This is a genomic window from Pseudomonas sp. 32_A (assembly GCF_017490905.1).
Taxonomy (GTDB): Bacteria; Pseudomonadota; Gammaproteobacteria; order Pseudomonadales; family Pseudomonadaceae; genus Aquipseudomonas; species Aquipseudomonas inefficax.
The window spans coordinates 191,905-211,346 of the sequence record NZ_JAFGYI010000001.1; the positions used below are offsets into that span (position 1 = coordinate 191,905).

Consider the following 19,442-nt stretch of genomic DNA (forward strand, 5'->3'; position numbering starts at 1 on the left):
TCAGGCCTCTGTGAATGCATTCATCATTTGTTCGATATCGCTCAGGCCGTCGTCGGAGAGCGACAGGCCCTGCTCGTCCAGCGCCTGGGCGAACGCGCGTAGCTCGGGGTGGCTGAAGATCAGCCGCAGGGGTATGTCCAGCCCCAGTTCGACGTTGATCCGCGACACGGCCTGGGCAGCCAGCAAGGAGTGGCCGCCCAGCTCGAAGAAGTTGTCGTTCAGGCCGACCCGGGCAACGCTCAGCAACTGCGCCCAGATGTTCGCCAGCTGCTGCTGCCGCTCGGTCTGCGGCGCCTGGTAGTCGTGCTGTGGCTGGTTCGGGTCGGGCAGCGGCAGCGCCTTGCGATCGAGTTTGCCGCTGGGGGTCAGCGGTATGCTCGGCAGGGTCACCAGGTAGGCCGGGATCATGTAGTCAGGCAAGCTGGCCTTGAGGTACTGCTTCAGGGCCTGGCGCAGATCGCCGCGGTAGCCTTCGGCCGGCACCGCATAGGCGCACAGCTGCTTGCCACTGGGCAAGTCGATGGCCAGCACGGCGGCTTCGCGGACATCCGGGTGCGCCCGCAGGTACTGCTCGATCTCGCCCAGTTCGATACGGAAACCACGCACCTTAACCTGGTGGTCGACTCGGCCACGATAGGCCAGCTGGCCGTTTTCGTCGTAGCAGCCAAGGTCGCCAGTGCGGTACAGCCGGCCACCGCCGACCGGGTCGAACGGGTCGGGGATGAAACGCTCAGCGGTGAGTGACGGCCGCTGGTGATAACCGCGCGCCAGGCACCCTGCCCCGCCGATGAACAGCTCGCCGGGCACGCCCACCGGTGTCGGCGCCAGGCCATCGTCCAGGGCATGCAGGGTACGCCCCGGCAAGGCACGGCCGATCGGCACCCCACCCTGGCTGACCTGCTCCACGGTCATCTGCGAGCAGTCGTAGGTGGTGGCGACCACGGTGGCTTCGGTCGGGCCGTAGGTGTTCAGCAGGCGCACGGCTGGCGGGCCATCGACCAGCCAGGCGCGCAGGGCATCTTCCGGCACCGCCTCTCCCCCCACGTGAATCTGCTTCAGCCGGCCATAGGCCTCGGGGGCTCGGCGCTCCAGCGCCAGCAGGCGCCAGTAGGCTGCCGGCAGATCGGCAACGGTCACGCCGTGACGATTGATCTCGTCCAGCAGCGTGGCGGTGTCCCACAGTCGCAGGTCGCGCAGCACCACGCAGGCGCCCTGGGCCAGCGGCGGGAAGAACTGCTCGATGAAGCCGTCGAAGCTGATGGTGGCGAACTGCAGCACGCGGTCGCCCGGGGTGAGGCGCGAATAGTCGCCTGCCACCTGGCAGAACAGCGACAGGGCGTGGTGGTCGATGGCCACGCCCTTGGGCATGCCGGTGGAGCCGGAGGTGTAGATGACATAGGCGAGGTTGTGCGGTGCCGCCAGGTTGGCCGGCGGTTCGGCGGGCCAGGCGTGCAGCCACTCGGTGCCCGGTTCCAGTACCACGCAGGGGAGTTGCCTGCCCAGTTGCAGGCGCTCACGCGAGGGCGCATCGGCCAGCAGCAGGCCGATATTGCTGTCCTCGACCATGTAGGCCAGGCGTTCTTGCGGGTAGTCCGGGTCCAGCGGCACATAGGCACCACCCGCCTTGTGGATGGCGACCAGCGCCAGGGCCATGCCCAGGCCGCGCTCGACAGCCACGCCGACCAGCGAGTCCGGCCCCACGCCCAGCGCCCGAAGGCGGTGGGCCAGCTGGTTGCTGCTGCGGTCCAGTTCGGCGTAGGTCATCTGCTGGTCGTCGAAGATCAGCGCCAGCGCATCCGGCCGCTCGTGGGCCTGGCGCGCCAGCAGCTGGTGCGCGCACAAGCCGCTGCCAGCCTGGGGCGCCGGGTTCCAGCCGTGGGTCAGCTGCTGGCGTTCGGCACTGCCAAGGAAGTCCAGCTCGGCAATGCAGCGCCGTGGCTCGGCGCAGATGGCTTGCAGCAATGCTTGCCAATGCCCGGCCATGCGCTCGATACGTGCAGCATCGAACAGGTCGGTGGAATAGTTGAACGAGGCAGTCACGCCATCGGCGCGCTCCAGGGTATTGAGCGAGATGTCGTACTGCGCGCCCGGCTCCAGCAGGTCCACTTCCTTGACCTGCAGGCCGTGCAGCGCATCGCTGGACACCTGCTCGCCAAGGTCGCGCAGGTGGTTGTACAGCACCTGGAAGAACGGGTTCACACCTTGGCTGCGGTCGGGGTACAGCGCCTCGGCTACCTCGAGGAACGGCACATCCTTGTTGGCCTGGGCCTGTAAGGTGGTTTCCTTGATCGCCGCCAGCAACTGCGGAAAGGGCTGGCTGCCATCGACACTGATACGGGCCACCACCACGTTGATGAAGAAGCCGATCAGGCCTTCCAGTTCCAGGCGGTTGCGGTTGGTGACCGGCACGCCGATGTTGAGCGTGCCCTTGCGGCTGTAGCGCGACAGCACGATGGCATAGGCCGCCAGGAACACATGGAACAGCGTGGCGTTGGATGCCACCGCCAGGGCGCGCAGGCGCTCGGTGAGGGCCTGTGGCAGGCGCACGTCGAAGCGGCTGCCCTGGTAGCTTTTGACCTGCGGGCGAATGCGGTCGGCAGGCAGTTCCAGCACTTCGAAGTCGTCTTCCAGGCGCGCCTTCCAGTAGTCGATCTGCGCCTGCATCTGCCCCTCGGCCAGCCACTTGCGCTGCCAGGCGGCGAAGTCGGCGTACTGCACCGGAAGTGGCTCGATGGTTTGCGCCTGGCCCGTGGCGGCGGCGTTGTAGGCGGCGGCGAACTCGCGCACCAGCAGGCTCATCGACCAGCCATCGGAGACGATATGGTGCAAGGTCAGCGACAGCAGGTGCTCCTGCGCATGCACCTTGAACAGCCGTGCACGCAGCAGCGGGCCGCGCTCCAGGTCGAACGGGACGAAGGCTTCGGCTTCCAGCTTGCGCATCTGCGCGGCGTGGTCCTGGCCGCTGAGGTCTTCGAAGCCGATCGCTACCGTGGCAGCCGGCAGGATGCGCTGCCAGGGCAGGCCGTCGGCCTCGACGAACACCGTGCGCAACGATTCGTGGCGGGTTACCAAGGCATCCAGCGCAGCCTGCACGGCGCAGTGGTCGAGGTGGCCCTGCATGCGCACGGCCATCGGCGTGTTGTAGGCCAGGCTTTCAGGGTTGAGCTTCCAGAACAGCCACTGGCGGTTTTGCGAGCGGGACACCGGCAGCGGTTGCTGGCGGTCGAGGATCTCGATGTCCAGGCCTGCGCCCTGCTCGCCTTCGGCCACTGCCTGGGCAAAGGCCTGCAGGTCGACGGTGTCGAACAGGCTGCGCAGCGGAATATCCACGCCCAATTGCTTGCGTATCCGCGATACCGCCTGGGTGGCCAGCAGCGAATGGCCGCCAAGGGCAAAGAAGTTGTCGCCCAGGCCTACCTGCGGTACTTGCAGGACTTGCGCCCAGATCTGCGCCAATTGCGTTTGCAGCGGGGTCTGCGGCGCTTGATAGGCCACCTGGGTGGCGACGGGTTCCGGCAGCGCCTTGACGTCAACCTTGCCGTTGACCGTGACCGGCAGGTGCTCCAGCACTATCAGGTGGGTCGGCACCATGTGTTCGGGCAGCAGGCTCTTGAGGCTGGCGCGGATCGATTCCTGCCAGGTCAGGATATCGGCCGGCATCTGGCTGGGCACCAGCCAGGCAGCCAGTTGCAGTTGCGGCGCCTGGCCATGCACGCGCACCAGGGCATTGGCGACACCGCCCAGGGCACGCAGCTGGTTCTCGATTTCGGCCAGTTCCACGCGATAGCCCCGGATCTTCACCTGGCCATCCATGCGCCCGGCGAACTGCAGGTCGCTGCCTTGGCGAACCCAGTCACCGCTGCGGTACAGGCGCTGGCCCTGGCCGTTCGGGTCGGGAACGAAGCGCTCGGCGGTGAGTGCCGGGCGGTTCAGGTAGCCACGGGCCAGGCCGGCGCCACCGATGTACAGCTCGCCCTTGGCTTTGGCCGGCAAGGGTTGCAGGCAGCGGTCGAGCACCGCGACACGGGTGTTGGCCAGGGGCTGGCCGAGGCTGGCCTGCCCGTTCAGTTCAGCAACCAGCACACCGACGGTGGTTTCGGTCGGGCCGTAGTGGTTGAACACCTTGAGCGCCGGGGCCAGGTTGCGGACCTTGTCCAACAGGCTCGGGCTGATGGCCTCGCCGCCGAGCACCAGGCACTGTGCCGGCAGCGCCGAGCGGCCAGCCACCAACATGGCCTCCAGGTGCGACGGTACGATCTTCAGCGCGTCTACCTGATGCTCGGCCAGGTAGGCGGCGAAGCCTTCGGCATCCAGCACCTGCTCGCGTAGCAGCAAATGCAGGGTATGGCCGCCGCACAAGGCGCCGAACAGCATGGTGTGGCCAAGGTCGGCTGCCGGGGTCGAGACCTGGGCCATGCTGCGGATACGCTCGAGCGGCAGGCGCGCGGCGATGCCCTCGATGTAGTTGGCCAGGGCGCCGTGGCTGATCGCCACGCCCTTGGGCTGGCCGGTGGTGCCGGAGGTGTAGATCACATAGGCCAGGTTGGCCGGTGCTGGAGCGATGCGCGTGGCCTGGCCATTGCCGGCTTGCGCCCAGTCAAGGTGCTGCGCGGCTGCGGGTAGCTCGGCCTGCCAGCTGCCGGGGGCCAGCACCAGCCGCGTGCCACTGTCGGCAAGCATGTAGGCCAGGCGTTCGGCTGGTTGCTCAGGCTCCAGCGGCAGGTAGGCGCCACCGGCCTTGAGCACGCCGAGGATGCTGGCGAGCATGCCGACGCTGCGGTCAGCCAGCACGCCGACCAGCGAGTCCGGCCCCACGCCGGCTTCGGCCAGCCGGCCGGCGATGGCCTCGGCGCGGGCATCGAGTTCAGCGAAGCTGGCCTGCTCGCAGGCAGCCATCACCGCGATACGCTCAGGGTGACGGCGGGCCGCAGCAGCAAAGCGCTCCTGCACCATGGGTACTTCGTTAGCCGGTGCTGCTACGCCAATGGCTGTGGCCAGGCCCGGCAATGCCAGCTCGCCTACGGCGCCAGCCGTTTCGGCGGCCAGCGCTTGCACCAGGGTCATCCACTGCTCACCGAGGGTTTCGACGGTAGCCGCATCGAATACATCGGTCGCATAGGTGAACGCTGCATGCAACTGCCCGCCGCGCTCGTGGGTGTCCAACGCCAGGTCGAAACGTGCGCTGCGCTTTTCCAGGGCAATCGGAGCCAGGCTCAGGCCGGAGCGGGTCTCGATGGCCTGCACATCCGCCACCTGCGCCTGATGGTTGAACAGCACCCGGAACAGCGGGCTTTCGCTGCTGCGCGGCAGGTCCAGGGCCTCGACCAGTTGCTCGAACGGCAAGTCCTGGTGGCTTTGCGCGCCTACGGCAGTTTCGCGCACGCGCTGGAGCAGGCCGGTGATGTCCAGCAGTGGGTCGATCTCAGTATGCAGCACCTGAGTATTGATGAAGCAGCCGATCAGGCCCTGGCTTTCCACACGGTTGCGGTTGGCGATGGGCACGCCGACGCGGATCGCGGCCTGGCCGCTGTAGCGTTGCAGCAACAGCTTGAAGGCGGCCAGCAGGACCATGAACAGGGTGACGTTGTGCTTGCGGGCCACACCGCGCAGGCGTTCGGCGACGTCGGCGGCGATCGGGAATTCGTGGCGAGCGCCGCGGTAGCTGGGGTGGCCCTGACGGGTGCGGTCCAGTGGCAGCTCAAGCGGCGAATGGTCGTCGCCCAGGCGCGCCTGCCAGTAGACCAGCTGGCGCTCCTGCTCACCGGCCTGGAGCCAGCTGCGCTGCCACAGGGCGTAGTCGCGGTACTGGATCGGCAACGGTTCCAGGCGGGCTTCGCTGCCTACCACGGCGGCGTCGTACAGGTGCAGGAATTCGTCGATCAGCACGTTCATCGACCAGCCGTCGGCGACGATGTGGTGCAGGGTGAGCAGCAGGATGTGTTCCTGTGCCGCCAGTTGCAGCAGGCGCACACGCAGCAGCGGGCCGCAGGCCAGGTCGAAGGGGGCCAGGGCTTCGGCTTCGGCGATGGTTTCGATGGCGGCCTGACGGGCCCCCTCGTCCAGGTCGGCCAGGGCATCTTGGTGCAGCTGCAACGGGGTGGCGACGGTATCGACCTGCTGGCGCACGTCATCACCGTCGGCGACAAAGCGGGTGCGCAGGGTTTCGTGGCGGGCCACCAGGGCATCGAAGGCGTGCTGCAGGGCGGCCAGGTCCAGCGGGCCATTCAGGCGCACGGCCATGGGCAGGTTGTACGCCGCACCTTGCGGGTCGAGCTGCCAGAGGAACCACATGCGCCGCTGGGTGTATGACAGCTGATCACGCTCGGCCACCTCCACCCCGGGCGCAATCGGCAGCACGGAAAAATCCATGCCCTCGCCCTGCAGCGCCTTGAGGAACAGGCGGCGCTTGTCGGGGCTGAGTTCGATGAAGCGGCGGGCGAGCTTGAGCGTTTGGTCGGCATTCATGTCGAGCGATGTCCTGGCAGTCGAGCGGTAACTGTCAGACGAAGGTGTGGGGGGGTGATTTAGTGGCGCCGACCTTAGGCCCCGCACCATCCCTGTGGGAGCGGGCGTGCCCGCGAATCAGGCGACGCGGTGTATGGCACCGGCTGCGCCGGTGATCGCCGGCAAGCCAGCTCCCACACCGACCGCGCAGGGAGATTGCATAGAGAACAAGGTTCGAGAGCGTGTCACATTCACTGTGGGAGCGGGCGCGCCCGCGAAGGGCCTAACGCGGTGTATGGCACCGGCTACGCCGGTGTTCGCGGGCGCGCCCGCTCCCACAGAGCCCTGCTAAATCGATGATTTATGTGTTGTTCTATGAGAGCGGGCATGCCCGCGAAGAGGCCGGCATTGCCATCAATAAAATAACGTAGTCCAAATCTCTATTCCTTGTAGGACCCTTCCTAAACCCCCACCACCCCGAAAATACCCGCCAACCGCCTGCTAGGTTCCTGGCTTCCACCTGAAAAAGAGGCGAGCCATGAGCATGCGCATGAACATCTTCGGCCGATACCAAGGCCTGGACGGCGACGAAACCACCACAGGCGCCATCTGCATTGCCAGCCAAGCCAGGGGCCGTGTGCATGGCCGCAACTGGCTACTTCAAGGCGACCCGACCACACCCTGCCCGCTATGTGGACAAGCGGGCACCATCGTCGAGGGCGAAGTCCGCTGGCGGCAGGATGGTATTCCCACAGCTCTGGACGGAGCACTGGTGCAATGCGGGTGCCCACAGGGCAGCAATCGCCTGGTTGCAAATGGGTACGCACCTCCGGCTTCGCGCGGGGCACCCGCATCTGAGCCTGTTCGTGAGGCACCAGCACACGCCCAGACGGGTAACCCGATAAGAAGTACCTATCAGCCTGAGGTGGTTCAGCCCTCGCCCACTCCTCAAGGCATGGAGCCCGGCTTCTACATCGTTCCGCGCTGCATGTCATACCAGGAAGTCCTGGCAGAGCTTGGCGCGCCGTAGGCCAACCTGCCTCGGTCAATTCTAGAGCGGCTGAACCCGACCTATCAGCAGGGGTTCAAGGCGGGCGAGATCTTTGTCATTGGCGATGGTTTGAGGCGCCCGGTGTGCACTCGGGAAGAACTGTCTGCGATGAGTGCAGCAAAACAAGCTCGTGAAGCACTGGCGGAACTGACGCCCGAAGAGGCGGAATTCATGATGCGCCATCAAGCCGAGATTGCTGCGTTGCTCAGCGATGTGAGCCTGGCGATGGGGGTGAGCGAGGCGATGGTTGCCAAGTCGCTGGATGAACTCAGCACCCTATTGCAAAAAATAGAGGATCTACATAAAGAGCAATTCATCAAGCACGGGCATCTCCGCCACCCTGAATTCTTTGCGGAGCGTCAAAGACTGTTCAAGCAATTGAATGCGAACCTGAAAGCAACCACTCTGAACAAGCAACTCAATCTTGGAAGCTATGAAAACCTACGACGAGACTTGGGGATATCATCAAGAAGCCTAGTTCATCACTGGAGTAAAGCAGGGACCCCGACGCATATCCCTGGTTACTCGACACACCTAGACAAACTGGCCAAAATGGCTAAATACCTCAAGGCCGGAGGTTATATAGGCATTACCATTGGCGGCACTGGCTCGGCATTGAAAATATCGGAAGTTTGCCAGGCAGGCAATATCAAGGATTGTCAAAAGGTAAAAAATACTGAAGCGGGGAATTTTTCAGGCGGGCTAGCTGCGGGCTGGCTAGGCGGAAAGATAGCAGGTAAAGCCGCCACAAAAGTTTGTTGGAAAGCCGGAGCCGCCGGCTTGGCATGCGGAATTGTGATTACTGGCGCAGGCGCACTAGCGGGAAGCATTGCAGGCATGGACGGCGGCGAAGAGTTAGGTGAAGTAATCTTCGAGGCCTTTCAAGATGATTGATCATCTGGACATAAAATTTAGGATATTTATAGTAGCCTCACCTTTCTGCCTCGGCCTGACCGCACTTGCAATGGACTTTCACATTGCAAGTTCTCAGCAGTATAAAGAAATGGTCACAGCACTTCACCGAAGCCCATGTCTTTCATACGCCATAACCCTTTGGGGAGAGAAAAGCATACGCTCAAGAATGCTGGTGATTTTCATGGTAGCAGGCGCCATCACCTTCCCAATCTCAAGTATTCGCAGAGGCCTACTTGACAAAGAAGATTATGAGCAACTCCCCAGCCCATTGAAAACCAAAATAGTTATCGCATCATGGTTAAATACAACCGGGCTCACTTGGCTAGTCATAAACTACTTCATAATTTAGCCACAACAGAGACAACGCAATGCACACATCTGAGAGTTCGCCAGCCGAGTTACCACACACCAGAACGCAGCTCTACGTAACCTCCATATCAAAGTTCATCATCATGGGAGGTCTATCAGCGGGACTCTATCTTTATTACTGGAATTACAAACACTGGTTACTCATCCGGGGTCAGCGTGGCTTTAAACTCATTCCACTCCTATGTACAATTTTTGGCGCCCTAACAATATACTTCTTGATGAAAAAGATTATCGATCGATGCCGCCAAGCGAACCAGCCGGTAGAAGGTAGTGCATTCGGCGTCACCCTTATGTATTGCATCCCTCCACTAATGATGATGTGCTGGGAGTTCTCACTTTCCGAATCCTATTTTGCTAATCTTCCGTCCTCAATCTTGATCATGGCTCCGATCATGCTCATGCTCACCTACATCACATTTTTTGTGGTAGCAATGATACAAGTACAGCAGGCAGTCAATGTCTGCGAAGGTGATGCGTGCGGGCTGCAAAATTCACAAATAACTTGGGCAAATGTTATGTGGTTAATTGCTTGCTGGATGCCTATGGCCGCGCTCTTTGGATTCTTGTCAGGTTACGCACCATTCACGAAATAACTCGATCAGCCAAACCTTGCCTGCTGGAACCTGACCCAGATGAACCCATTCCCACAGGAGTTGTGCATACCCTGAAGCATTCTGCATAACCTGAGGCATGCACAATCCCTGTAGGAGCGGCTTTAGCCGCGAAAGGGCCAGCCCAGCCAATACAAGGATCAGCGCAGCAAACCCAACTCGGCATCATCCAGCAGCGCCTTGGCCATGGCTGCGAAGTAATGCGAAGCCCAGAGCATCTGCTGATCGCCATCCATCAAGCCGGTCAGTGACAAGTCGCGTGCATAGCCCATCAGCTCCGAGGCTTGCTCCCGGGCGCTGCGGCAGGGGATGCCCTCAGCGATACGGAACAGCGGATGGGTTTGGCCTTCGCCTTGGTAGAAGTAGGTAACGCCGGGGGTGGTTTTGGTATCGTCGGTCATGGGTTCTCCTGAATGTAACGACAAACCCTGAAATGCTTACTACAGGTTTCCACACCCGATCGCTGAACCGTCAGCGACGGGCAAAGCCTAGAGTGCGGGATTTGCAGGAACAATCAGACGCATGTCGACAGAGGTTGTAGGATATTTCGCAGGGGTGGAGTTGCCAGTCCCGAGGCGTAGGAAGAGTCTGGGATTTTTGAAGGCTGCAGGAGGCATGTCTGGGGAATGCATCTGGGCTGACAGGTGTTCGCCACAACCCTTTCGGTGCCTATGAGATCGAGCGCCGCCCGCGCGGCGCTTCGCGGGACAAGCCCGCTCCCACATTTGTTGCAACGTGGCCATGCCTGTGGGAGAGGCGTTGTCAGCCTGGGTGCATGGCTTGAGACAGGTGATGCGGCAGCAATGCCAACTCAGAAATCCAGTCAACCCACCAAGGCTGGCAACCATGGCCTGACAGGTTCGGCACGTTGCAACAAATGTGGGAGCGGGCTTGTCCCGCGAAGCGCCGCGCGGGCGGCGCTCGATCTCACAGACACCACACCTCTCAAGGCAGGCACATGGCAGCCCTCACTCCCTAATCAGCGCAAAAACTCGGAATACCCCTGCGCCATCGCCACCACCACCTTGCGCTTGCCGGTAAACGGCGACCGCGCATGTGCCGCAAGCATGTTGTCCAACATCAGCACATCGTTCTCCAGCCACGGAAAGCTGATGGTGCATTCGTCCAGCACCCCGCGCACTTCATCGAGCAGCGAATCCTCGATGGTCGTACCGTCGCCGTAATACACGTTACGCGGCAGGTCCTCTTCCTCGACGATGTCCATCAACGACTCGCGCACTTCTGGCTGCAGGTTCGAAACATGGAACAGGTGCGCCTGGTTGAACCACACATCCTCCCCGGTCACCGGGTGGCGCGCCACCACCTGGCAGCGCTGGCGGGTGCGCAATTCGCCGTCATCCTTCCAGATGCACTCGATGGCATGCGCCCGGCAATAGGCCTCGACCTGGCGCGGGTCTTCAGTGTTGAACACCTGCGACCATTCCACATCAAGGCCGTTGCCGTAGTTGCGCACGTACATCAGCCCCTTCTCCACCAGCCGCTCACGAATGCGCGCCGGCATGCGCCGGTACACCTCGCGGCTGTCGGCAATCGGCGTCTCGCCACCGGTCGCGGCGGGGATCACGCTGTAGAACCAGATCTTCATCGGCCATTCCAGGGTGTAGGCCTGCTCGTTGTGCAGGGGGATGCTCTGGTGCGCCGGGTACTCGGTGGAGGTGTACACGCCCTTGGTCACGTTGCTGCGCGGGGTGGAGCCAAACTCGTAGTTGAGCAGCGGGTGACCGAAGGAAGCGGCGAACTGGCGGAAAGCTTCGGCACCACCCACCTCGAAGCCGCGAAACAGGATGCCGCCAGCCTGCAGCAGGTGCCGGTCCACCAGCGGCTGCAACTCGGCAAAGGCTTCCAGCAGGTCGATACCCGGCTCTGGCGCGCGCACCAGCAGCGGCAGGTTGCCGCGTGCGGCGTCCAGGGGTTCGATCGCAAAGCTCAGCAGTTCACTCATGTCCGGTCACCTCAGGCCAGGGCCGCATAGGCGGCGAAATCGGGATGTGCGCCATGTCGGCGCCTGACTGAATGAACGAGCGGGCGATGGGGAAATTCACCTGGGCCGCACACACAGGTAAAGCCGGCGCGCGCCGGTTCGTCTGAACGATGTGCACCCTTCTATCGCCCAGGAACCGTACATGACTCGCCAGCTTCTGCTCTTCGCCCTGCTCGCCGTGGCCCCTGCCGCGTGGTCGGCAGAGCCATGCGCCGTGGAAATCCATGGCACCGACCAGATGACCTTCGACAAGGCCGCCATCACGGTGCCCAAGGCCTGCGCCGTGTTCACCGTCACGCTCACCCACCCTGGCGACATGCCGAAGAACGTGATGGGCCACAACTGGGTGCTGAGTACCCAGGCCGACATGCAAGGCGTGCTCGACGACGGCCAGAAAGCCGGCGAGGCACTGGACTACGTGAAGCCCGGCGACACCCGGGTGATCGCCCACACCCGCCTGATCGGCGGCGGTGAAACAGACAGCATCAGCCTCGACGTCCGGTCGCTGAAGGCAGGTACCGCGTACAGCTTCTACTGCTCGTTCCCATTCCACGGCACCTTGATGAAAGGCTCCCTGACCCTAGGCAGCTGACCCCGCCCCCACCTCACCAGCGAGATCACGCTTCATGAAAACCTCCTCCCCCGGGGCCATCCGCGAATTGCTGGGCCTGCTGAAACCCTACCGCCCGGCGGTAATCGTCTCGGTGCTGCTGGGCATGCTCGGCGGCCTGGCCGTGACCGCCCTGCTGGCCACCGTCAACCAGGGCCTGCATGCCGCTGACGGCATGAGCCAGGGCGTGATCCTGGCCTTCGCCGGCCTGTGCGTGCTGGCCCTGGTCAGCAGCGTGGCGGCTGACAGCGGCACCAACTACGTTGGGCAGAAAGTCATCGCCAGGCTGCGCAAGGACCTCGGCGCCAAGGTGCTGTCGGCGCCGATCGAGCAGATCGAGCGCTACCGCACCCACCGCCTGATCCCGGTGCTGACCCGCGACGTCGATACCATCAGCGACTTTGCCTTCGCCTTCGCCCCGCTGGCCATCTCGCTCACCACCGTGACTGGCTGCATGGCCTACCTGGCCTGGCTGTCGTGGCCGATCTTCCTCATCACCCTGGCGGCCATCGGCATTGGCAGTGGCATCCAGTACGTGGCCAGGCAGAAAGGCGTGGCCGGCTTCAACGCCGCCCGCGATGCCGAAGACAACCTGCAGAAGCACTACTCGGCCATCGCCGAGGGCGCCAAGGAGCTGCGCATCGACCGCCGCCGCCGCCATGCCATGCTGACCCGCAACATCCAGGGCACCGCCGACTTCATCGCCAACACCCATATCCGCGCCATCAACATCTTCGTCGCGGCCAAGAGCCTGGGGTCGATGCTGTTCTTCGTGGTCATCGGCCTGACCCTGGCCCTGCAATCGCTATGGCCGAGCAACGACCCGGCGGTGATGAGCGGCTTCGTGCTGGTGCTGCTGTACATGAAAGGCCCGCTGGAAACCTTGATCGGCAACCTGCCGATCCTCGGCCGCGCCCAGGTGGCGTTCCGCCGCATTGCCGACCTGTCCGAGCGCTTCTCCTCGCCCGAGCCGCACCTGCTGCTGGAGCCGCCGGTCAAGCGCGCCGCCCCGGCCAGCGCGCATCTGGAGCTGCACGACGTCGAGTACGCCTACCCGCCGGTGGACGGCAACGAGCCGTTCCGCGTCGGGCCGGTGAACCTGAGCATCGAACCGGGCGAGATCCTGTTCATCGTCGGCGAGAACGGCTGCGGCAAGACTTCGCTGATCAAGCTGCTGCTGGGCCTGTACACCCCGCAACGCGGCGAAGTGCGCCTGAACGGCAAGGCGGTCGGCCCGGAGGGGCTGGATGACTATCGCCAGCTGTTCACCACGGTGTTCGCCGACTATTACCTGTTCGACGACCTGCCCGAGCACGAGCACAGCCTGCCCAGCGATGCCACGCGCTACCTGGAACGGCTGGAGATCGCCCACAAGGTGAGCGTGCGCGATGGCGCCTTCACCACCACCGACCTGTCGACCGGCCAGCGCAAGCGCCTGGCGCTGGTCAATGCCTGGCTGGACGGCCGGCCGGTGCTGGTGTTCGACGAATGGGCGGCGGACCAGGACCCGACCTTCCGCCGGGTGTTCTACACCGAGCTGCTGCCGGACCTGAAGCGCATGGGCAAGACCATCATCGTGATTTCGCATGATGACCGGTATTTCGATACGGCGGACAAGGTGGTGCACCTGAGCCGGGGGAAGGTAGTCGAGGCATTGGAGCCGGCTTGAGACAACATTCCTAGGAGAACGCCGGGGGCGCTTTGCGCCCCTTTCGCGACACAAGGCCGCTCCTACAGGGGTACACGATCACCTGTAGGAGCGGCCTTGTGTCGCGATGGGCTGCGAAGCAGCCCCAACAGGCAGAATCAGAACAACCAGCGATACAGCAGATATGCCACCACCACCGCCAGCACCGGCCGCAGCACGCGGTAAGCCTTGGGGTTGGCGCGCTTGAACTGCTTCACCTGGCCACTGACCCGGTTACTGAAGCGCTTGCTCCAGGCATACGCCTGGTTGATCCCGCCGACACGCTCGTCATCGGTATTCTGCGGCGCGGTGGCACGCCCCAGGAACGCGCTGACCTGGCGGTTGATGCGGGTCATCAGCGGGCTGCTCAGCGGGCGCTCGATATCGCAGAACAGGATCACCCGCGTAACGTCGGTCTCGTTCTTGACCCAGTGCACGTAGGTTTCATCGAACATCACGTCCTCGCCGTCACGCCAAGCGTACTGCTCACCATCGACGTAGATGCGGCAGGCATCGGAGTTGGGCGTGGACAGGCCCAGGTGGTAGCGCAGGGAACCGGCGAACGGGTCGCGGTGCGGGTTCAGGTGGCTGCCGCCTGGCAGCAGGGCGAACATCGCACCCTTGACGTTGGGGATGCTGCTGACCAGCTCGACAGTACGCGGGCACAGGGCTTCGGCCGACGGCAACGGTTTGTCGTACCACTTCAGGTAAAAGCGCTTCCAGCCTTTCTTGAAGAACGAACCGAAGCCGGCGTCGTTATCCTTCTCGGCGGCGCGGATGTAGCCCTCGTCGAACAGGCGCATGGCCTCTTCGCGGATCTCCTGCCAGTTGTCCTTCAGCACGTCCAGCTCGGGGAAGCGCTGGCGGTCCAGGTAGGGCTTGGACGGTACGCCGGAGAACAGGTACATCAGGCTGTTATAAGGGGCGAACAGCGCCGAATGGTTGACGAACTGGCGCAACATCGGCAAGCGAGCCTTGCCGCGCAGGTGCACGAACAGCACGCTGCCAAAAAACACCAGCAAGACACCCGCCTTGGCTGCAAAGGAAAAGGTCATGCTTTCACTCCTTGAGGAAGAAACAGGGCTGTGCGCCCTGCTCTCCGATAAATCATCCTGCCATCATAAACTGATGCCGCCGGGGTAAAAACAGCCTGGGCGGCAACTCAATCATGAAGATTTTGCAATAAACCAAGCCGCCAAACGTTGCGCCGGATCAGCGGCAAGGCCATCACTGCTGGTTTTCCTGCTCGCTGAACATGTCGCTGAACAGCATGCTCGACAGGTAGCGCTCGCCGGAGTCCGGCAAAATCACGACGATGGTCTTGCCCTGCATTTCCGGCTTTTCGGCCAGCCGCACGGCCACCGCCATCGCCGCACCACAGGAAATGCCACAGAGGATGCCCTCTTCCTGCATCAGGCGGATGGCCATGGCCTTGGACTCTTCGTCAGTCACCGTTTCCACCTGGTCGACAATCGACAGGTCGAGGTTCTTCGGCACGAAGCCTGCCCCGATGCCCTGGATCTTGTGCGGGCTGGGCTTGAGCTCCTCGCCGGCCAGGGTCTGAGTGATCAGCGGCGATGCCACGGGTTCCACCGCCACCGACAGGATCGCCTTGCCCTGCGTATGCTTGATGTAGCGCGAAACACCGGTGATGGTGCCGCCGGTGCCGACGCCTGCAACCAGCACATCGACCGCGCCGTCGGTGTCGTTCCAGATTTCCGGGCCGGTGGTTTTTTCGTGGATCGCAGGGTTGGCCGGGTTTTCGAACTGGCCCGGCAGGAAGTACTGGGCCGGGTCGGAGGCGACGATTTCGTTGGCCTTCTCGATGGCGCCCTTCATGCCCTTGGCCGGGTCGGTCAGCACCAGCTCGGCACCCAGCGCCTTCAACACCTTGCGGCGCTCCAGGCTCATGGAGGCAGGCATTGTCAGCATCAGTTTGTAGCCACGGGCTGCGGCGACGAAGGCCAGGCCGATGCCGGTGTTGCCCGAGGTGGGCTCGACGATGGTCATGCCCGGCTTGAGCTTGCCGCTGCTTTCGGCGTCCCAGACCATGTTCGCGCCGATGCGGCATTTGACCGAATAGCCCGGGTTACGCCCTTCGATCTTGGCCAGGATGGTCACGCCGCGCGGGGCAATGCGGTTGATCTGCACCAGCGGCGTGTTACCGATGGAGTGGGCGTTGTCTGCAAAGATACGGCTCATGGCAGGGGTCCTTGGCATGAAAGTAAGCAGGGAAAGACCTCAAGGGTAAGCCTGGGCCGGTGGCCCGTAAAGCCTGTTCGAACTCCCCCGGACGCGTTGCGGTCAACCGCATATCCTGCCTTGGAGACACTCCGATGAGAGCCCGTTATCGCTGGCCGTTGATCGGCCTGGCCAGCCTGATCGTGCTGTTGCTGGCGCTGCACCTGGCCCTGCCCTATCTGGTGCGCAACTACCTCAACGACAAACTGGCCGACATGGGCGACTACCGTGGCCAGGTGACTGATGTGGACCTGGCCTGGTGGCGCGGCGCGTACCAGATCAACGGCCTGAAGATCGTCAAGACCACCGGCAAGGTGCCGGTGCCGTTTCTCGACGCTCCGCTGATCGACCTGTCGGTAAGCTGGCACGCCCTGTGGTACGACCGCGCAGTGGTTGCCGAAGTGGTGTTCGACCGGCCGGAACTCAACTTCGTCGATGGCGGCAACAAACAGAACTCGCAGACTGGTCAGGGCACCGACTGGCGCCAGCAACTGGAAAAACTGCTGCCGATCACCCTGAACGAGGTTCGCATCGACAAAGGCGTGCTGACATTCCGTAACTTCAACTCCAGGCCACCGGTCAACCTCAAGGCCACCCAGCTCGATGCCAGTATTCGCAACCTCACCAACATTCGTGACGAAAAGGGCCGACGCGATGCAAGCTTTGATGGCACGGCGCTGATCGTAGGCGATGCCAAGGTGGAAAGCCGCGCCACTTTCGACCCATTCAGCGATTTCGATGACTTCGAGTTCCGCCTGCGCGCCACGGGTATCGAGCTGCGCAAGCTCAATGACTTCGCCAGCGCCTACGGCAAGTTCGACTTCAATGCCGGGCACGGCGATGTGGTGATAGAGGCCGAGGCGACCAACGGCCGACTGAACGGGTACATCAAGCCGCTGTTGCGGGATGTGGATGTGTTCGACTGGCAGCAGGATGTGCAGGAAAAGGACAAAGGCTTCTTCCGCTCAGTCTGGGAAGCGCTGGTGGGCGCGACCGAGACAGTATTGAAGAACCAGCCAAAGAACCAGTTCGCGACCCGTGTAGAGCTCAGCGGTAGCGTGCACAAGCAGGATGTCAGCGCCTTCGAGGCGTTTCTGCAGATACTGCGCAACGGGTTCATCCAGGCGTTCAATGCCCGGTACGAGCGTGACGCGCCGGATTCCGACTAGGATCGAGTGACGGGGCATTCAGGGACTGAATACCCGGTCTGCGTTTCCAGTCGGCGAAGCCCGCGTTATAGTCGGTGACAAATCGAAAATAGATGCTGCCTGTACTGGCCCCTTCGCGGGTAAACCCGCTCCCACAGGTATTCGACAAACCTCAGGGAAGGTGGGGTACTTGTGGGAGCGGGTTTACCCGCGAAAGGGCCGCTACAGGCTTACCGCAGAGGACAGACCCATGAAGTTCGAAGGCACCCGCGACTACGTCGCCACAGACGACCTGAAACTGGCGGTAAACGCGGCCATCACCCTCGAACGCCCCTTGCTGGTCAAGGGCGAACCCGGCACCGGCAAGACCATGCTCGCCGAGCAGCTGGCAGCCTCGTTCGGTGCGCGCCTGATCACTTGGCACATCAAGTCCACCACCAAGGCCCACCAGGGCCTCTACGAGTACGACGCGGTCAGCCGCCTGCGTGACTCGCAGCTGGGCGTGGACAAGGTCCACGATGTGCGCAACTACCTGAAAAAGGGCAAGCTGTGGGAGGCCTTCGAAGCCGAGGAACGGGTCATCCTGCTGATCGACGAAATCGACAAGGCCGACATCGAGTTCCCCAACGACCTGCTGCAAGAACTCGACAAGATGGAATTCTACGTCTACGAAATCGACGAGACCATCAAGGCCAGACAGCGCCCGATCATCATCATCACCTCGAACAACGAAAAGGAGCTGCCAGACGCCTTCCTGCGCCGCTGCTTCTTCCACTACATCGCCTTCCCCGACCGGACCACCCTGCAGCAGATCGTCGACGTGCACTACCCGAACATCAGCCAGTCGCTGGTCAGCGAGGCGCTGGACGTATTCTTCGACGTGCGCAAGGTACCGGGCCTGAAGAAAAAGCCGTCCACCTCCGAACTGGTCGATTGGCTCAAGCTGCTGATGGCTGACAACATCGGTGAAGCGGTGCTGCGCGAGCGCGACCCGACCAAGGCCATTCCGCCGCTGGCTGGTGCACTGGTGAAGAACGAGCAGGACGTACAACTGCTCGAGCGCCTGGCCTTCATGAGCCGGCGCGGCAACCGCTGACAGGAGCCGGGCCATGCTGCTCAACCTGTTCAATGAAATGCGCGCGGCCAAGGTGCCGGTGTCGGTACGCGAACTGCTCGACCTGCACCAGGCCCTGCAAAAGCGCGTGGTGTTTGCCGACATGGACGAGTTCTACTACCTCGCCCGCGCCATCCTGGTGAAGGACGAGCGCCACTTCGACAAGTTCGACCGCGCCTTCTCTGCCTACTTCAAGGGCCTGGAGAACCTCGACCGGCACATCGAGGCGTTGATCCCCGAAGACTGGCTGCGCAAGGAGTTCGAGCGTTCGCTGACCGATGAGGAGCGCGCGCAGATCCAGTCGCTGGGTGGCCTGGACAAGCTGATCGAGGAGTTCAAGAAGCGCCTCGAGGAGCAGAAGGAGCGTCACGCCGGCGGCAACAAGTGGATCGGCACCGGCGGCACCAGCCCGTTCGGTTCGGGCGGCTTCAACCCCGAGGGCATCCGCGTGGGTGAGGCCGGCAAGCGCCAGGGCAAGGCGGTGAAGGTGTGGGACCAGCGCGAATACAAGAACCTGGACGACCAGGTGGAGCTGGGCACGCGCAACATCAAGCTGGCCTTGCGCCGGCTGCGCAAGTTCGCCCGTGAAGGCGCCGCCGAAGAGCTGGACATCGACGGCACCATCGACCACACCGCGCGGGATGCCGGGCTGCTGAACATCCAGATGCGCCCCGAGCGGCGCAACACGGTGAAGCTGCTGTTGCTGTTCGACATCGGTGGCTCGATGGACGCCCACGTCAAGGTCTGCGAAGAACTGTTCTCGGCGTGCAAGACCGAGTTCAAGCACCTGGAGTACTACTACTTCCACAACTTCGTGTACGAGTCGGTGTGGAAGAACAACCTGCGCCGCACCTCGGAGCGCTATTCCACCTTCGACCTGCTGCACAAGTACGGCGATGACTACAAGGTTGTGTTCGTCGGCGACGCGGCCATGGCGCCCTACGAGATTACCCAGCCGGGTGGCAGCGTGGAGCACTGGAACGAAGAGGCCGGGTATGTGTGGATGCAGCGTTTCATGGAGAAATTCAGGAAGATCATCTGGATCAACCCGTACCCGAAGCAGGCCTGGGACTACACCGCATCGACCCATCTGGTGCGGGACTTGATCGAAGACAAGATGTACCCGCTGACCTTGCAGGGGTTGGAGGAAGGGATGCGTTACCTGTCCAAGTGATTTTGCCAGTGCCGGCCCTTTCGCGGGTGAACCCGCTCCCACAGGTATTGCGCAAGCCTTGAGGCCTGTGGGGTAC

The 19,442-nt window shown here is 62.8% G+C and carries 14 protein-coding genes; 9 read left to right on the plus strand and 5 right to left on the minus strand.

All coding sequences use genetic code 11. The features are described from left to right. Positions 1-6,465, minus strand: a complete 6,465-nt coding sequence (locus tag J5M58_RS00775) for a non-ribosomal peptide synthetase (RefSeq protein WP_207876922.1) — start codon at positions 6,463-6,465, stop codon at positions 1-3. A gap of 529 nt (positions 6,466-6,994) precedes the next feature. On the opposite strand from J5M58_RS00775, the gene J5M58_RS28265 reads away from it, so the two are divergent. The 4 genes from J5M58_RS28265 to J5M58_RS00790 all read left to right on the plus strand — a co-directional run bounded on the left by J5M58_RS28265 (position 6,995) and on the right by J5M58_RS00790 (position 9,372). Then, complete coding sequence (locus J5M58_RS28265) at positions 6,995-7,474, plus strand: PAAR domain-containing protein (RefSeq protein ID WP_306795220.1); 480 nt, start codon at positions 6,995-6,997, stop codon at positions 7,472-7,474. A gap of 129 nt (positions 7,475-7,603) precedes the next feature. Then, positions 7,604-8,389: a hypothetical protein gene (locus tag J5M58_RS28270; RefSeq protein ID WP_306795216.1), complete on the plus strand. Its 786-nt coding sequence runs from the start codon at positions 7,604-7,606 to the stop codon at positions 8,387-8,389. Continuing rightward, complete coding sequence (locus J5M58_RS00785) at positions 8,382-8,759, plus strand: hypothetical protein (RefSeq protein WP_207876924.1); 378 nt, start codon at positions 8,382-8,384, stop codon at positions 8,757-8,759. The genes J5M58_RS28270 and J5M58_RS00785 overlap by 8 nt, the downstream gene beginning before the upstream one ends. Positions 8,760-8,997: 238 nt before the next feature. Further along, entirely contained in the window at positions 8,998-9,372 is a 375-nt protein-coding gene (locus tag J5M58_RS00790; RefSeq protein WP_243432145.1) for a hypothetical protein, read from the plus strand. 158 nt (positions 9,373-9,530) lie between these two features. On the opposite strand, the gene J5M58_RS00795 is transcribed toward J5M58_RS00790, so the two are convergent. Together J5M58_RS00795 and J5M58_RS00800 are read right to left on the minus strand one after the other, a co-directional pair. Beyond that, entirely contained in the window at positions 9,531-9,791 is a 261-nt protein-coding gene (locus J5M58_RS00795; protein ID WP_038410083.1) for a DUF3077 domain-containing protein, read from the minus strand. A gap of 578 nt (positions 9,792-10,369) precedes the next feature. Then, positions 10,370-11,353 (minus strand): TauD/TfdA family dioxygenase, encoded by a 984-nt coding sequence (locus J5M58_RS00800; protein ID WP_112254175.1) that lies wholly within the window; start codon positions 11,351-11,353, stop codon positions 10,370-10,372. Positions 11,354-11,534: 181 nt separating this feature from the next. Here J5M58_RS00800 and azu point away from each other — a divergent pair, with 181 nt between their 5' ends. Continuing rightward, a complete protein-coding gene (gene azu, locus J5M58_RS00805) occupies positions 11,535-11,984 on the plus strand; it encodes an azurin (protein WP_112254176.1) in 450 nt (149 codons plus the stop codon). Positions 11,985-12,018: 34 nt separating this feature from the next. After that, a complete protein-coding gene (locus J5M58_RS00810; RefSeq protein ID WP_112254177.1) occupies positions 12,019-13,671 on the plus strand; it encodes a cyclic peptide export ABC transporter in 1,653 nt (550 codons plus the stop codon). Between the two features lie 137 nt (positions 13,672-13,808). Here the strand turns inward: J5M58_RS00810 and J5M58_RS00815 are convergent, their stop codons facing one another. After that, a complete protein-coding gene (locus J5M58_RS00815; RefSeq protein WP_207876926.1) occupies positions 13,809-14,744 on the minus strand; it encodes an aspartyl/asparaginyl beta-hydroxylase domain-containing protein in 936 nt (311 codons plus the stop codon). A gap of 172 nt (positions 14,745-14,916) precedes the next feature. Then, positions 14,917-15,891, minus strand: coding sequence for a cysteine synthase A (gene cysK, locus J5M58_RS00820; protein ID WP_112254180.1), 975 nt, complete (start codon positions 15,889-15,891; stop codon positions 14,917-14,919). A gap of 134 nt (positions 15,892-16,025) precedes the next feature. Between cysK and J5M58_RS00825 the strand changes: the two genes are divergently transcribed. The 3 genes from J5M58_RS00825 (at position 16,026) to J5M58_RS00835 (ending at position 19,366) form a co-directional block, all read left to right on the plus strand. Then, the gene (locus tag J5M58_RS00825; protein ID WP_207876927.1) at positions 16,026-17,099 is read left to right on the plus strand and encodes a DUF748 domain-containing protein; all 1,074 of its coding nucleotides are present in this window, start codon (positions 16,026-16,028) and stop codon (positions 17,097-17,099) included. 229 nt (positions 17,100-17,328) lie between these two features. Next, positions 17,329-18,174, plus strand: coding sequence for a MoxR family ATPase (locus J5M58_RS00830; protein WP_013973748.1), 846 nt, complete (start codon positions 17,329-17,331; stop codon positions 18,172-18,174). 13 nt (positions 18,175-18,187) lie between these two features. Next, positions 18,188-19,366 (plus strand): VWA domain-containing protein, encoded by a 1,179-nt coding sequence (locus tag J5M58_RS00835; protein WP_112254182.1) that lies wholly within the window; start codon positions 18,188-18,190, stop codon positions 19,364-19,366. Positions 19,367-19,442 lie beyond the last annotated feature (76 nt).